The following is a 13553-nucleotide window of genomic DNA, read 5'->3' as shown; positions in this document are numbered from 1 at the left end:
AGCACCGCACATACGCGGTATCGGTGCTGGCCGGCCTGGGCGGCTGGCTGCCAGCCGTGCGGCTGATAGGCGGTGGCAACAGAAGGGGCACGAAGACCAGGCGTTCACCGAAGGCGTAGCAGGCCCGGGACTAGCGTTGCCCGGCCGCCGGTTGTATCCGGTAGGCACCCCCGCACTACAGACGCGTGGTGCCAGGACAGGGAGGTGCGTCATGGAGCGCGTACGGGACCAGGCCTCGGACAGGTACGACGACGGCCCCTTGGACTCGTATTCACGCACAGTCATGCGCGTGGCAGCGGAGGTCACGCCGCATGTTGCCGCCATCGAGATGTCAGCCACCCGCCGCAACGGCCGGATGCGCGTTGGAGCGGGCTCAGCGGTGCTATTCACGGAAGACGGCTACCTCGTCACCAATTCCCATGTCGTGGCGGGAACAAAGAACGGGCACGCTGTCTTTGCCGATGGGAGCAGGATGGAGTTGGAGCTGGTGGGCGCAGACCCGCTGTCCGACCTTGCAATAGTCCATGGCCGCCGACCCAGGGTCCGGCCCGCCGAGCTGGGAGATGCGGAGTCGCTCCGTGTCGGCCAACTCGTCGTCGCCGTCGGAAACCCTTTGGGACTTGCAGGTTCTGTAACGGCGGGAGTAGTCAGTGGCCTGGGCCGCGCCATTCCCGTCTGGGCGGATGGTAACCGGAGGGTGATCGAGGACGTCATCCAGACGGATGCTGCCTTGAACCCGGGTAACTCAGGCGGCGCCCTGGCCGATACGCACAGCAGGATCGTGGGCATCAACACCGCCGTGGCCGGGGCAGGGCTGGGCCTGGCAATCCCCATTAACTCCACCACCCGGCGGATCATTTCGGCGCTGCTCTCGGACGGCCGGGTGCGGCGGGCCTACCTGGGACTCGTCAGTACCCCGGTCCGGCTCAATCCCAGCGCAGTCATCCGGAGCGGCCAGCGGGACGGCCTCCGCATAGTTGAGGTGCTGCCCGGTTCTCCGGCAGACCGGGCCGGCCTGGCTGCCGGGGACATCGTGCTGACAGCCGCTGGGAAGGCGGTCAGCAACGCCGAAAGCCTGCAGCGGCTGCTGTTCTCCGATGCCATCGGCCAGCCACTGGACCTGGCGGTGCTCCGTGACGGTGCGGAACTCCACCTCGTGGCGGTCCCTGACGAAATGACCAGCAACCCCAGGTGAGCCCTGCTGACGTGTCAGCGTCCGCCGTCGGGCACTTCCACGTCCGCGATGCCGACGAAGCGGGTGCCCACGCCGTCGAACTCGCTGCGGACGAATCCCGGCTGGGCCGGCGGCACCTCGTCCGGGCGGTGATGGTCGCACACCACATAGGTAAAGTCCGGCCACCACTTCTTGGGCCGTGCCGCTTCCTCATAACCGCACACTGCGCAGACGAGGTGAACCCAGACCGGCCGTTTGCCCGTCCGGTTGGCGCGGGATTGTTCCAGCCAGGCCGGCGGGCTGTCCAGCAGGGCGCCGAGTTGCTCCTCGGACATGAACTTGGGGAGGCCGTGGCGCTGGGCCATTTCCATGGGGATATCGAGGGCTATTGCCACGTCGCGTCTGCTGATCATCACCTCCACAATACGTGAACGTGGAAAGCCGCCCCGGACCGGGCGGTGTCCTCAGGACACCAAGGCAATCCCGGCGGCGGCGGCGCCGAGGCCCAGGACCAGGTTCACGGCGATGTTCATGGCTGCGGCCCCGAACCGTGCCTCGCCGAGCAGGCGCACCGTGGCAGTGGTCCAGGAACTGAAAGTTGTCAGGCCGCCGGCAAAGCCCGTCGCCAGGCCAATGCTCCATTCGTGCCCCAGCCCCAACTGTGCCGTGAGGCCGTAGGAGATCCCGATGACGAAGGAGCCTGCCACGTTGACCACCAGAGTTGCCCAGGGCCAGTGGAGACGGTCCTCCGACAGTCCCGGCCGTACGGTGCGCTGGGAGCTGTGGTGGGCGAACCAGCTGTCCGTGGCGAACCTCAGGAGCGCACCGGAGATACCGAAAATTCCCACCAACACGGCGCTGATCACTGCGGGCTACCGGTGCCGCCCCGTGCGGACAACCGCCCGGTGAGCTTACCCAGGCGCCAGCCCAGGGCGGCCGAGAGCAGGCCCAGCAGCAGGGAGAGCGCCAGGTAGGCGATCCACGCCGCGTGCTGCCCGTCGCGCGCCAGCTGGTCCACGGCAAACACCACCGCCGAAAACGTCGTGAAGGAGCCAAGCACCCCCGGCCCCAGCCCGGCGCGGAGCCAGAACGCGGTCTGCGGCCGCGCCATCCAGGTGGTGGTCAGGGCGGCCAGGACGAAACTGCCGACGACGTTGATCCAGAGCGTTGTCCAGGGCACCGACCCGGCGGGTTCTGGGAAGGCCAGGCCCAGCCCGTACCGGAGTTCAGAACCAATGAGGCCGCCGGCGGCAACCGCCAGCCAGGCACGGCCCGTCGGAATCCACGACTCCTTCATAAGGCCCTGCGCATGTCAGGACTCCGCCAGGATGCAACCCTCATGGGGGCGGCTGGTGTGCACCCACAGCGCGGAGGTGACCTCATCCGCGAGATCGAATTCCCTGGTCCGGCCGGCATTGCTGATCCGCACGATCAAGGCACCGCCGAAGGGGCGACGGCCCAGGATTTGAACTTCGGAATCAAGGTCGATTTCTTCGGCCGCAAGGTAGCGCAGCAGCTCGGGGTTGTCGTCGCTGATGCGGGTGATCCGGCCGGTGTGGCCCTCGTCGAGCTCGCCGAGGAGCCGGGCAACGGGCATGTGTACCTTGCCGTCGGCCGTGGGAATGGGATCACCATGCGGGTCCCGGTCCGGGTGGCCCAGCTGGGCTGACACCCGCTCAATGAAGGTGTCTGAGACAGCGTGCTCCAGCAGTTCGGCTTCGTCGTGGACTTCATCCCAGCTGTAACCGAGCTGCTGGACAAGGTATGTCTCGATGAGCCGGTGGCGGCGCACCATGGAGAGTGCAAGCCGGAGCCCTGCGTCCGTGAGGGTGATGGCGCTGTAGGGTTTGTGGTCCACCAGCCCCTGGTCTTTCAGCTTGCGGACCATCTCCGAAACTGACGAGTTTGCCACTCCCAGGCGCTGTGCCAGCTGCGAGGACGTGATGGGCTTGTCCTGCCATTCCGTGAACGAATAGACCACCTTGACGTAGTCCTCGATGGAGGAGGAGGGCGCGCTGGTCTTCACACGTTCAAGCCTACCCGGTGGCGGCATGCGGCCGGGATGCGCGTGTCACGCCCGGACAGCGCGCCAGGACAACGTCAGGTAGGGAAGGCTGAGTTCTTCACCCTCGGCGTGCCCCAGATGCTCATGGAGGTACCATTCGAGGTTCGCCAGGACTTTGGCCCTGGTCTGTTCGTTGGCCCGCAGGTAGTAGCTCCGGGATTTGGCCAGTTCCATCAGGTCGGCCGGGGTGACACTTTCCTGCCAACGGGTCACATGCCCTTCGAGGCCCTCGAACTCGGGGCCCACCAGCGGCCGCTGGCCGGGTTTGTAGACGTCCCCGGCATGCATGATGCGCGAAAGCCGATGCACCCACGGCACCGAGGTGTCCAGCTGGTTCCACACCAGTCCCAGCGTTCCGTGCGGGCGTAGGACCCTGGCCAGTTCCGTACTGGCCGCGAGGGCGTCGCACCAGTGCCAGGCCTGGGCAACGCTGACGACGTCGAAACTTGCGTCATCGAGGCCGGTGGCCTCGGCGGTGCCGCGCAGGGCGGCAGCGGCCGGGTATTGGGCGGACAGCTGCGCCAGCATGTCCGCGGACGGATCGACGGCGGTTACGGACAATCCCAGCGCCAGCAGCAGGTCGGTGAATTTGCCCGTCCCGGCACCGACGTCGAGCGCATCCCGGGCGCCTGCGGGCACCAGCCACCGTGCCGATTCCGCCGGATACCCCGGACGGACCTTGTCATAGTGCTTGCCGCCGTCCTGGAAGCTCTGGCCGAGCTCACGGCGACGCCCGTGATCGAGCTTGGGCCCACCCCGAACCACGTACGGCCTCCTTCAAACTGATTCCCTGCGGGTACCGTCCGAATTTACCGCATGCACCGGGGTGCGGGCTCCCGGCCGTCAGTCGTCGATGCAGGGAGCTGCGCCGGCAGTTCCCGGGGTGTTCGGTGCCCAGTGGGGATAGGTCCGGGTGTCGTTGGCGGGCACCCATCGGCCGGCATCCACCACGTAGTCCCAGCCCAGCCCGTCCCGGCGGAGCTTTTCAATGCCTGCGAGGAGCCGCTGCGCATCTTCCAGCCGGGAGCCGACGCCAAAGCTTGCCCGCAAGGACCCCGACGGCAGGCCCAGGCGCTTCAGCAGCGGGTGGGCGCAGAAGCGGCCATCACGGAGCCCCACGCCGTGTTCGGCAGACAGGTACGCGGCCACGAGGCCGGCGTCGTATCCCGCCACGGAGAAGTTCACCACTCCGATGGTGTCCCTGTCAGGATCGGTGTCCTTGAAGATCTGGTGCACCGTGACGCCGTCGATCGCCTGCAGGCCTTCCACCAGGTAGGAACGGATGGCAGACTCGTGGGCGTGCCAGCGGTCCTGGTCCAGGCTCGCGATAACCTGCGTTGCCCGCGCCAAGGTTGCCGCGCCCAGCACGTTGGGGGAGCCGCCCTCGTGGCGGGCCGGGCCGGTGGCCCAGCTGACGCCGTCGAGCCTTGCTTCCTTAACGGCGCCCCCACCGGCGAGGTGCGGGGTTCCTGCGTCGAGCCAGTCCGGGCGGCCCACCAGGACGCCGGCACCGAACGGTGCGTAGAGCTTGTGTCCGGAGAAGGCCAGGTAATCGACGTCGTCGGCGCTGATATCGACGCGGCGGTGCGGCGCCAGCTGGGCCGCGTCCACCACGATGCGCGCACCGTGCCGGTGGGCAAGGGCGGCAAGCTCCCGGATGGGGAGGATTTCGCCGGTGACGTTGGAAGCACCCGTCACGGCCAGCAGGCTGACGCCGCCCTGCTCAAGTTCGGCGCGCACCGAATCGATGGTCCCGGCGATCGTGTCGGCGGCAACGATGCTCCGGTGGGGGACACCCTGCCACGGCAGCAGGTTGGCGTGGTGTTCGATGTCCAGGTAGAGGACGTCACCGGCGGATTTGCCGTCCGCGCCGGGGAGGCAACCGGCCAGCAGATTCAGGGAATCGGTGGTGTTCCTGGTGAAGATGACGGAATCGTCGGGGCGGCCGCCCACGAATTCCCGGACGATGTTGCGTGCGTTCTCGTAAACGGAAGTGCTGATCTGTGAGGCATAGCCCGCGCCGCGGTGGACGCTGGCGTAGAACGGCAGGATCTCGTTGAGGTAGGCCGACACCACAGTCAGCGCAGGGGCGGAGGCCCCGTAGTCAAGGTTGGCGTACCGGACAGGGCCGCCGGAAATCAACGGGGCCAGGATTTCAGCGCCGGTAACCGCTGCGAGCGGACGTCCGGCGGCAGCCACGTACTCGTCCGAAACGCTTTCGGCGGCGATGGCGGTAATGGGGGAGTCGACGGCAGTGCTCAAGGAGGCCTCACTTCAGGACAGGACTCCATGCTGTGCTGGAATCCGCGCTTGCCGCATCCGCTCCGGACCGGCCTGGTCGTCACCCGGGGCACCCCACCGCGAATGGAGGGTTGCCGGCCAGCAAACCGGGGTTTAGCGCTGGCACTCGTGACCTGGATAAAACCATAGAACATCCGGCGGCCCGGTCTGAAGCCGGGAGGATTGTTAAGGGATTTGTTACGTGCGGCCCGGAATGGGCACTTTCTTCGAAGATTACGACGGCGGGCGCCCCCTTTCGGAGGCGCCCGCGGTCGATTGTTCGGAAAGAGGCCGGCCTAAAGGAGGTCGTCCAGCCCAGGGTTCAGGCGATGCAGCACTTCGGTGTGGAGGATGGAGTTGGTGGCCAGGGCGTTCCCGCCGAACGGCCCGTCCTCGCCTTCGAGGGAAGTGAAGCGGCCGCCGGCTTCCACCACAATGGGCACGAGGGCGGCCATGTCGTAAAGGTTCAGCTCGGGCTCGCAGGCGATGTCCACCGAGCCTTCGGCCACCATGCAGTAGGACCAGAAATCTCCGTAGGCGCGTGTGCGCCAGACGTCCTCGGTCAGGCCCAGGAAGTCATCGAGGTTGCCGCGTTCCTTCCAGCCACCCAGGCTGGAATAGGACAGCGAAGCGTCGGACAGCGTGGATACGTCCGAGACCCGGAGCCGGGTGGCCGATGCGAGGGAACGGCCCATGTAGGCCCCCATGCCTTTGGCGGCCCACCACCGCTTACCCAGGGCGGGTGCGCTGACGACGCCAACCACCGGCTCGCCCTCATCAACCAGGGCGATGAGAGTGGCCCAGACGGGAACACCGCGGACGAAGTTCTTGGTGCCGTCGATGGGATCGATGATCCACCGCCGGGAGCCATGGCCGGTACTGCCGAACTCCTCACCCAGCACAGCGTCGCGTGGCCGGGAGCGCGAAAGCTGCCCGCGGATGGCTTCCTCGGCGGCTTTGTCCGCATCGGTGACCGGCGTGAGGTCGGGCTTGGTCTCCACATGGAGGTCCTGCGCCTTGAAGCGGCTCATGGTCTGGTCATCCACGGAATCGGCTAGGACATGGGCCAGGCGCAGGTCGTCGTTATAGGTCGAAGCGGGTTGGATCATGGTTCCAAACTACCGTCTGGCGCCCGTTCTGCCGGGAGGTGGGCCGTGCCGGTTGGCGCTGTCAGCTGATGCTGCCGAGCTCCTTGGCCTCCTGGGCTTCCATCCTGGGATCGGCGCCCAGGAGCCGGCGGAGCGAAGCCAGGCGTGCTTCGCCGGTGGGTCCGGCGTGTCCGTCCTCCACCCAGGCGTCGAGCCCGCAGTTGACGGCAGTGGCGGTGTGCTTGCAGCCGCGTTCGCAATCATCAGTGCCCGGTGAAAGATCCGGGAAAGACCTCAGGATCCGGTCAGGATCCACGTGGGCAAGACCAAACGACCGGATGCCCGGGGTATCGATGATCCAGCTGCCGGGTGGTGCGTCGGCCAGCCGCAGGGCAAGTGCCGATGAGGACGTGTGCCGTCCCCGTCCGGTCACCGCGTTCACGCCGCCGGTGGCCCGTTCCGCGCCGGTCAGGGCGTTCACCATGGTGGATTTGCCCACGCCGGAATGCCCCAGCATCACGGTGACCTTGCCGCCCAGGTGTGCCCTGAGTGCGGCAACAGCGTCACTGTCCAGCCGGGCCGACAATCCGTCATCCGAGCGTGCATCGATGCCTGACGCCTTCAGGTCGGCAGTCCGGCTGATGATGACCGGGAGGTCAAGGTGCGTGTAGTTGGACAGTAACTCGCCGGGATCCTTCACATCCGCCTTGGTGACCAACAGGATCGGCTCGATGCCGGCGTCGTACGCTGCCACCAGGGCGCGGTCAATGAATCCGGTGCGGGGCTCGGGGTTGGCTGCCGCCACTACTACCACCAGCTGGTCGGCGTTGGCCACGACCGCACGTTCCACAGGGTCAGTGTCGTCTGCGCTGCGGCGCAGGAGAGTGGTGCGGTCCTGGATTTTGACGAGCCTCGCCAGGGTGTTGGGGTCCCCGGACACGTCTCCCACCAGGGAGACGAAATCGCCGGCAACCACCGGGTTCCGGCGCAGCTCCCGCGCCCGCGCGGCAATGACGGTCCGCTCATCGCCGGAGTCTTCGCCAACGACGGCGGTGTAGCGTCCGCGGTCGACGGTGATGATGCGGCCTGTTACGGCGTCGTCGTGGCTGGGGCGGTCTTTCGTGCGCGGCCGGGTGCCCTTTTTATTGGGCCGGATCCGGACGTCGGATTCGTCCCAGGAGTCAGTCCTCCGCGGCACCGGCGGAACCTCCCGCTCCGTTTTCGGAGCCTTGCATCGCCCGGTCCGTACCCTGCTGTGCAAGCATGCCCGTCCACAACCGCGGGAAGTCCGGCATGGTTTTGGCCGTCGTCGCGATGTCCTCCACCTGGACACCCTCGACGGCGAGGCCGAGGATTGCCCCGGCAGTGGCCATGCGGTGGTCGGCGTAGCTGTGCACGACGCCGGCATGCAGCTTTGCCGGGCGGATGACCAGGCCGTCGCTGGTTTCTTCCGCGTCGCCGCCCAGGCGGTTGATCTCAGTGACCAGTGCGGCGAGCCTGTCCGTTTCATGACCCCGGAGGTGGGCGATGCCGCTGAGGCGGGAGGGACCGGTGGCCAGGGCACAGAGCGCGGCCACCGTGGGTGCCAGTTCACTGGTATCGGCGAAATCCGCTCCCTTGATTTCAGTACCGCCCCGGACCGTCAACACCCCGTCCAGCAGTGACACTTCTGCGCCCATCCGGGCCAGGATGCTGCGCCACAGGTCGCCTACCTGCTGCGTCTGCTCCGGCCAGCCCGGGATCCTTACGGTTCCACCGGATGCCAGCGCGGCAGCCAGGAACGGGCCTGCGTTCGAGAGATCCTGTTCGATCTGCTGGTCAAAGGCGCGGATGGGTCCCGGAGATACAACCCAGTGGTTGGGCACGGAATCGTCCACCTGCACACCGGCGCCGCGGAGCACAGCCACCGTCATGTTGATGTGGTCGAGGCTTGGCACGGGCTTGCCGACGTGCTCCAGGTGCAGCCCTTCGGTAAACCGTGCACCGACCAGCAGGAGGGCGGAGACGAACTGCGAAGACGCGCTGGCGTCAATGACCAGATGGCCGCCGCGGACTTCTCCGGTTCCTTCGACGACGAATGGCAGCGACGCGGGTGTGCCGCCATCTTCCGCTGACACACCAACACCGAGGGCTTTCAGTGCCTCGATGATCGTCCCCATGGGGCGCTTCCGCGCGTGCGGGTCGCCGTCGAACGTGCTGGGACCGCCGCGCAGGGCAGCGAGCGGTGGAACGAAACGCATGACGGTGCCGGCAAGGCCGCAGTCGATGTGCACCGCGGTGCCCGCTGCGTCCTCCTGCCCTTCACCGCCACGGTGCTGCAGCGGAACTACCTCAAGGTCGGGGCCGAAGGCACCATCCCCGGGTACCTCGGTAATCGTGGCACCCAACTGGCGCAGTGCCTCGATCATCAAAACCGAATCCCGGGAATGCAGGGGTGCACGCAACCGCGACGGTCCGTCGGCCAGGGCAGCCAGGACAAGATACCTGTTGGTCAGGGACTTCGAGCCGGGAACCGTGACGGTGGCGTCTACGGGACGGTCCGCGTAGGGTGCCGGCCAGTGGGGGACAGTCGTTCCGGAATCGTTCCGGGCAGCGGCTGCAGCGATCATGTCTTTTAGGCCCCCGTAGCCTGCTCCACGGCGCGGCGCACGGCCTTGTCGGCCTTGGTCAGCTTCTTGTTCGTGGTCTTGCGCGCATCCGCGGCGAGGTGGGCGGCACCCTTGCGGGCGTCGGCTGCCAAATGCTCCGCGCGCCACGCCAGTCCCGGCCTGCCTGCGGTGTCAACGGAAGCCAGCAGTGCGCCGCCACTGAGCGACAGGTTCTTGAGCAGCTGGCCCCGGCGGGCTTCGCGGCCCTCCTTGCTGCTGATGTCCGCGCTGCGCCATTCAACAAACGTGTTGAGCAGCGAGACCACCGTGAGCACGGTGGCGGAAAGCCGGGAGAACTTGCCCAGTCCAAAAAGCACTCCCGCGCCTACCTGGGTTCCTCCGATTACCCGGGCAAGTGTCTTCTCGTCCGTTTGGAAAGGCAGGGAGGCCGCCGCCTTGCGGAGCAGGGGGGACAGCTGCTGGGCAGTGTCATCTGCGTTCTTGAGCTTGTCCAATCCTGCGATGACGAAGCTGGAAGCCAGCATGGGGCGGGCGAGCGTGCGGACAAAGGACATGGATTTCCTCCTGGCTGGACGAACCGCATCGGCAGCGGCATAAGTCCGTTCTAGTCTTGCACTTTTAGGGAATATTTGCCCAAGGCCGGCGGTTATGGCTCTTGGGTCCGCAGACGGTGCTGGGCCCGAAAGCAAGCCGCAACAAGCAGCAAAATGGGACACCGGACAGAGAGTGGAGTTGGGCCTTGGCGAGGGTGTTGGACGGAGTTGGTGCTCCAGGGCCGGTGGCGCTGGACCTGGTATCGGATGCGCTGCCGGAATACGGCAGCGTGGGGCCGGGGAGCCTGACAGTAGACTTGAAGGCAATGAGTACCTTGGATCCGGCCGTTTCGGCCATGTATGAAGCGTCCAGCGCTGAAGCTAAGGGCGGAAACGCTGCGGAGCCGGCCGCCGGGGAAACCCGGGAAGTACCCGCCGGCGATTCGGGCGGCAACGGTCTGGACGTCGCCACCGAATCGGTGGAGGAACGCAGGCTCCGTTTTGAGCGCGATGCCATGCAATACGTCGACCAGCTGTACTCGGCCGCCATGCGGATGGCCCGGAACCCGTCTGACGCCGAGGATCTGGTGCAGGAGGCCTACACCAAAGCGTTTTCGGCCTTCCACCAGTACAAGCCGGGAACAAACCTGAAAGCCTGGCTGTACCGGATTCTGACGAACACCTACATCAACCTGTACCGCAAGCGGCAGCGCGAGCCCCTGCAGTCCAACTCGGACACCATCGAGGACTGGCAGTTGGCACGGGCCGAGTCGCACACCTCAAGCGGACTTCGTTCCGCCGAGGCAGAGGCGTTGGACCACCTTCCGGACTCCGACGTCAAGCGCGCGCTCCAGGCCATTCCCGAGGAGTTCCGGCTTGCCGTGTACTTCGCGGATGTTGAGGGGTTCGCCTACAAGGAAATTTCCGACATCATGAACACCCCCATCGGAACGGTGATGTCCCGGCTGCACCGCGGCCGGAAGATGTTGCGGGACATGCTCGCGGAATACGCCGCAGAGCGCGGATTCAAGACGGGCGTGGAATCGCAGGCCGCGGCCGACACCAAACAACAGGAGAGCAGGAAATGAGCGACTGCCAGGGATTGGGCGATTGCGACGACACCCGGATGCAACGCATCTATGAGTACCTTGATGGTGCACTGACCCGTGAGGACATCACGGAGATCAAGACCCACCTCGACGAGTGCCCGGAATGCACGGAGCAGTACGACCTTGAGTGCGTCATCCGGAACATGGTGAAGCGCTCCTGCACCGAAGCGGCCCCGGACAACCTCAAGAACGCCATCCTGGACCGCATCCACGCCATCAGGCCCGTGGACGCCTAGCAAGTTAGACAGTGAAAGACCCCGGAAGCCGTTTGGCGTCCGGGGTCTTTCACTTGAACCGTGGTACCTGGCTGTTGCCTAGGTGTTGGGGCGCTTCCCGTGGTTCGCGCCGCCACGCTTACGGTCACGACGCTTGCGTGCACGCTTGCTCATAGCTGGCCTCCTTACTTTCGGTACTCAAAAGAGCTGCCCTCCAGTCTCCCACATGATCAGACCCGCCGCGAACCGGCCACCGCCTCATGACCTGCAGCGGGATCAGGCCGCCGCAGCCGCTGCTAGCGTGCCAGGGAGTTGAGGACAGCGATCCTGGCTTGCTCCAGGACAGTGCGGACCGTCTCCAGGGCCACGGGACTCAGGGGCTCCTTGCCGGCCTTGAGCCGCAGCTCCCGCCGGAGGTCGTCGCGGAACGCCTGCAGCATCATCTCCGCTTCCTTCAGGGCCCGGGTTCCCTCGGCCGTCGTCCGTCCACCCCTGCCCCGGAACTCAGCAGCGGTGGCGGAGGCACGGGCGGCCTCTGCCGTGGCTGCGAGGTCCGCGCGGAGGCCGCGCATGTTGCTTCGGATGTCTTCCCGGAGGCTGTCCGCCAGCCGGCGCACGGAGGCTGAAATCTCGTTCTCGACCCCGGCCAGTTCGTCGCGGCGGCTGTTCAGCTCGGCAAGGCCGGACGCGGTGATGTGGTAATTGGTCCTCCTGCCGGCGGTTTCGGTGGACACCAGCCCTTCCTCCTCAAGTTTGCCCAGGCGCGGGTAGATGGTGCCCGCGCTGGGGGAGTAGGTGCCGCCAAACCTGTCCTTCAGCGCTTTGATGAGCTCGTAGCCGTGTTTCGGCCCGGACTCAAGGAGCGCCAGGAGATAGAGGCGGAGGGCGCCGTGTGCGAATACGGGGGGCATCAGAGCCCTGCTTCCGCGTTACCGCGCTCCGCCCCGTGGAAGATGGACGTGGTGCCGGAGATCGAATTTGTCCGGACCAGCATCAGTTGGCGGTCCGGCCCGGCGATCGTCTCCACCTTGCCGCCCACCTGAACGTAGCGGTGGTCGTTGATGACCACCGCGCCACTGGCCGATTTGGCAACGATGTCCACGCCGACGTCGTGCGGCAGCCGGATGGTCAGGTTACCGGACACCGAGTTGGAACCAAAGTCCTCAGTGAAGCCCTGCAGGTCGAAACTGAGGTCCCCGCTGACCGTGTTGGCCCGGACGTGGCTGAGGGTGCCGGAGACGGTGACCTCACCGGAAACGCTCTTCGCAGTAAACACCCCGGAGTGGCTCCGGGCAGTGACATCTCCACTGACGGTATTGACATGTAGCTCGCCGGCCGTACCGTCCGCCATGACTGATCCCGAGACGGTGTTCAGCCTGGTGTGTCCGGAGATGCCGGCCACCAGCCCGTCACCGCTGACAGTGCCTGCCTCAACTTCGACGTTCTCCGGGACTGCGATGCTGATGACCGCGGAATTGTCGCTGTTATGGCTGACGGTGCCCATCAGGTTCTTGAACCAGCCTTGGGGGCCGTGCAGCTGGTGGCGGATTTCAAGCCTGCCGTCCACGACGGATACGGCGACGGGATCCCCCTCGACCTGGGAGATCTCGATGCGGGTTACCGGCTCCTCATGGGTCACAACATCGAACCTGCCGCTGACCATGCCCAGCTTCAGCGATGTCAGGGCGTCGATATCAATGGTTTGTGGACTGGTGACTGTCCAGCTCTGCTCAGGCATTGCCCCTCCAAAGACGATATATCGCGGTTGCCTCCACCGTACGCCGGAGGCGGAGGCCGGTCAAGATATATCGCGAAAGCAGGCTACTCGGGAGCGTTGATGCCCAGCCACTGGAACCAACCGCGGTGAAGGACCAGCCAGGCCATGAGCCCGTAGCCCGCCTGCCCGGGAGTTCCGCCGTTGGCGGCGAGGTCCTGGCGCCACTGTTCATGGTTCAGCAAGGGGGAGAAGGTGTCCACGTACAGGTGCTTCCGGCGGGTGGTGACATCGGCGAAGGCAGTGTTCAGCTCATCAAGGCGGCGGTTTTGGGCCGGATCCAGGGTGGGCGGCGGGCCCACCACGAAAACCTCGATCCGGTTCTGCGATGCGGAATCGAGAATGTTGGCCAGGTTAAGCCGGCTTCGCGCCGTGGACAGGCCGAACTCGATGTCGCGGCCGGACAGTCCGATGACCAGCCGGTTCTCCGCCTGGTCGCTGAAACGCCGCCCGGCCTCACCCAGCCAGCGGGAAGCGAGCCCTTCGGTGCCTTCCTGGGGGCAGGGCAGGGCATAGCTTTCCAGCATCATGCCGTCCTGTGGCGTCCGGGCAAGGACACGGCCCAGCCAACCCAGCGCGCGGGGGTCTCCCAGTCCGGCCAGCAGTTCGTCTCCTACAGCTGCAATGCGCAGCTTCCTGTCTTCCACACGATCCTCTTTACGTTCGTACTGACCGGCCGGTGCGGGCCGCCCGCAGCCTGGAGCTG

Annotated in this window: 17 protein-coding genes and 1 riboswitch; of the genes, 3 read left to right on the top strand and 14 right to left on the bottom strand. The window is 66.2% G+C overall.

Annotation, left to right across the window (positions count from 1 at the left end; genetic code table 11):
* Positions 1-211: 211 nt before the first annotated feature.
* The gene (locus ACHL_RS12100) at positions 212-1195 is read left to right on the top strand and encodes a S1C family serine protease (RefSeq protein WP_015937572.1); all 984 of its coding nucleotides are present in this window, start codon (positions 212-214) and stop codon (positions 1193-1195) included.
* A gap of 14 nt (positions 1196-1209) precedes the next feature.
* On the opposite strand, the gene ACHL_RS12095 is transcribed toward ACHL_RS12100, so the two are convergent.
* From ACHL_RS12095 to ACHL_RS12050, 10 genes are all read right to left on the bottom strand, one after another.
* Positions 1210-1587 carry a hypothetical protein gene (locus tag ACHL_RS12095; protein WP_015937571.1) on the bottom strand — a complete coding sequence of 126 codons (378 nt, stop codon included), beginning with the start codon at positions 1585-1587 and terminating at the stop codon, positions 1210-1212.
* A 51-nt stretch (positions 1588-1638) separates the two neighbouring features.
* Entirely contained in the window at positions 1639-2040 is a 402-nt protein-coding gene (locus ACHL_RS12090) for a fluoride efflux transporter FluC (RefSeq protein WP_015937570.1), read from the bottom strand.
* On the bottom strand, positions 2037-2471 hold the full coding sequence (locus ACHL_RS12085) for a fluoride efflux transporter FluC (RefSeq protein ID WP_015937569.1): 435 nt from the start codon (positions 2469-2471) through the stop codon (positions 2037-2039). The genes ACHL_RS12090 and ACHL_RS12085 overlap by 4 nt, the downstream gene beginning before the upstream one ends.
* Before the next feature lie 15 nt (positions 2472-2486).
* A complete protein-coding gene (locus ACHL_RS12080; RefSeq protein WP_015937568.1) occupies positions 2487-3200 on the bottom strand; it encodes a metal-dependent transcriptional regulator in 714 nt (237 codons plus the stop codon).
* A gap of 45 nt (positions 3201-3245) precedes the next feature.
* Complete coding sequence (locus ACHL_RS12075) at positions 3246-4004, bottom strand: class I SAM-dependent methyltransferase (RefSeq protein ID WP_015937567.1); 759 nt, start codon at positions 4002-4004, stop codon at positions 3246-3248.
* A gap of 78 nt (positions 4005-4082) precedes the next feature.
* Positions 4083-5501 carry an aminotransferase class V-fold PLP-dependent enzyme gene (locus ACHL_RS12070; protein ID WP_015937566.1) on the bottom strand — a complete coding sequence of 473 codons (1419 nt, stop codon included), beginning with the start codon at positions 5499-5501 and terminating at the stop codon, positions 4083-4085.
* Between the two features lie 39 nt (positions 5502-5540).
* Positions 5541-5654, bottom strand: a riboswitch (SAM riboswitch).
* Positions 5655-5815: 161 nt separating this feature from the next.
* Positions 5816-6628, bottom strand: coding sequence for a histidinol-phosphatase (gene hisN, locus ACHL_RS12065; protein ID WP_015937565.1), 813 nt, complete (start codon positions 6626-6628; stop codon positions 5816-5818).
* A gap of 61 nt (positions 6629-6689) precedes the next feature.
* The gene (gene rsgA / locus ACHL_RS12060; protein ID WP_015937564.1) at positions 6690-7805 is read right to left on the bottom strand and encodes a ribosome small subunit-dependent GTPase A; all 1116 of its coding nucleotides are present in this window, start codon (positions 7803-7805) and stop codon (positions 6690-6692) included.
* Positions 7789-9216 (bottom strand): 3-phosphoshikimate 1-carboxyvinyltransferase, encoded by a 1428-nt coding sequence (aroA, locus tag ACHL_RS12055; RefSeq protein ID WP_015937563.1) that lies wholly within the window; start codon positions 9214-9216, stop codon positions 7789-7791. The genes rsgA and aroA overlap by 17 nt, the downstream gene beginning before the upstream one ends.
* 5 nt (positions 9217-9221) lie before the next feature.
* A complete protein-coding gene (locus ACHL_RS12050; RefSeq protein ID WP_015937562.1) occupies positions 9222-9770 on the bottom strand; it encodes a DoxX family protein in 549 nt (182 codons plus the stop codon).
* A gap of 305 nt (positions 9771-10075) precedes the next feature.
* Between ACHL_RS12050 and ACHL_RS12045 the strand changes: the two genes are divergently transcribed.
* A complete protein-coding gene (locus tag ACHL_RS12045; RefSeq protein WP_085931258.1) occupies positions 10076-10837 on the top strand; it encodes a sigma-70 family RNA polymerase sigma factor in 762 nt (253 codons plus the stop codon).
* Positions 10834-11094 (top strand): mycothiol system anti-sigma-R factor, encoded by a 261-nt coding sequence (gene rsrA / locus ACHL_RS12040; protein ID WP_015937560.1) that lies wholly within the window; start codon positions 10834-10836, stop codon positions 11092-11094. The genes ACHL_RS12045 and rsrA overlap by 4 nt, the downstream gene beginning before the upstream one ends.
* Before the next feature lie 78 nt (positions 11095-11172).
* Here the strand turns inward: rsrA and ACHL_RS24930 are convergent, their stop codons facing one another.
* From ACHL_RS24930 to ACHL_RS12025, 4 genes are all read right to left on the bottom strand, one after another.
* Entirely contained in the window at positions 11173-11247 is a 75-nt protein-coding gene (locus ACHL_RS24930) for a 50S ribosomal protein bL37 (protein WP_369299106.1), read from the bottom strand.
* A gap of 122 nt (positions 11248-11369) precedes the next feature.
* Positions 11370-11984, bottom strand: coding sequence for a PadR family transcriptional regulator (locus tag ACHL_RS12035; RefSeq protein WP_015937559.1), 615 nt, complete (start codon positions 11982-11984; stop codon positions 11370-11372).
* Positions 11984-12811 carry a DUF4097 family beta strand repeat-containing protein gene (locus ACHL_RS12030; RefSeq protein WP_015937558.1) on the bottom strand — a complete coding sequence of 276 codons (828 nt, stop codon included), beginning with the start codon at positions 12809-12811 and terminating at the stop codon, positions 11984-11986. The genes ACHL_RS12035 and ACHL_RS12030 overlap by 1 nt, the downstream gene beginning before the upstream one ends.
* A gap of 83 nt (positions 12812-12894) precedes the next feature.
* Positions 12895-13494 (bottom strand): GDSL-type esterase/lipase family protein, encoded by a 600-nt coding sequence (locus tag ACHL_RS12025; protein ID WP_015937557.1) that lies wholly within the window; start codon positions 13492-13494, stop codon positions 12895-12897.
* Positions 13495-13553: the final 59 nt, after the last annotated feature.

Origin of the sequence: Pseudarthrobacter chlorophenolicus A6 (assembly GCF_000022025.1) — a bacterium.
Lineage (GTDB): Bacteria > Actinomycetota > Actinomycetes > Actinomycetales > Micrococcaceae > Arthrobacter > Arthrobacter chlorophenolicus.
Note: the sequence above shows the minus strand (reverse complement) of the source record. Positions and strands in the feature narration are given on the sequence as shown.

What these genes read in the sequence shown, in the direction of transcription:
- ACHL_RS12100 (WP_015937572.1), top strand. Translation starts at nt 212, where the DNA reads ATGGAGCGCGTACGGGACCAGGCCTCGGACAGGTACGACGACGGCCCC.
- ACHL_RS12095 (WP_015937571.1), bottom strand. Translation starts at nt 1,587, where the DNA reads ATGATCAGCAGACGCGACGTGGCAATAGCCCTCGATATCCCCATGGAA.
- ACHL_RS12085 (WP_015937569.1), bottom strand. Translation starts at nt 2,471, where the DNA reads ATGAAGGAGTCGTGGATTCCGACGGGCCGTGCCTGGCTGGCGGTTGCC.
- hisN (WP_015937565.1), bottom strand. Translation starts at nt 6,628, where the DNA reads ATGATCCAACCCGCTTCGACCTATAACGACGACCTGCGCCTGGCCCAT.
- aroA (WP_015937563.1), bottom strand. Translation starts at nt 9,216, where the DNA reads ATGATCGCTGCAGCCGCTGCCCGGAACGATTCCGGAACGACTGTCCCC.
- ACHL_RS12050 (WP_015937562.1), bottom strand. Translation starts at nt 9,770, where the DNA reads ATGTCCTTTGTCCGCACGCTCGCCCGCCCCATGCTGGCTTCCAGCTTC.
- ACHL_RS12045 (WP_085931258.1), top strand. Translation starts at nt 10,076, where the DNA reads ATGAGTACCTTGGATCCGGCCGTTTCGGCCATGTATGAAGCGTCCAGC.
- rsrA (WP_015937560.1), top strand. Translation starts at nt 10,834, where the DNA reads ATGAGCGACTGCCAGGGATTGGGCGATTGCGACGACACCCGGATGCAA.
- ACHL_RS12035 (WP_015937559.1), bottom strand. Translation starts at nt 11,984, where the DNA reads ATGCCCCCCGTATTCGCACACGGCGCCCTCCGCCTCTATCTCCTGGCG.
- ACHL_RS12030 (WP_015937558.1), bottom strand. Translation starts at nt 12,811, where the DNA reads ATGCCTGAGCAGAGCTGGACAGTCACCAGTCCACAAACCATTGATATC.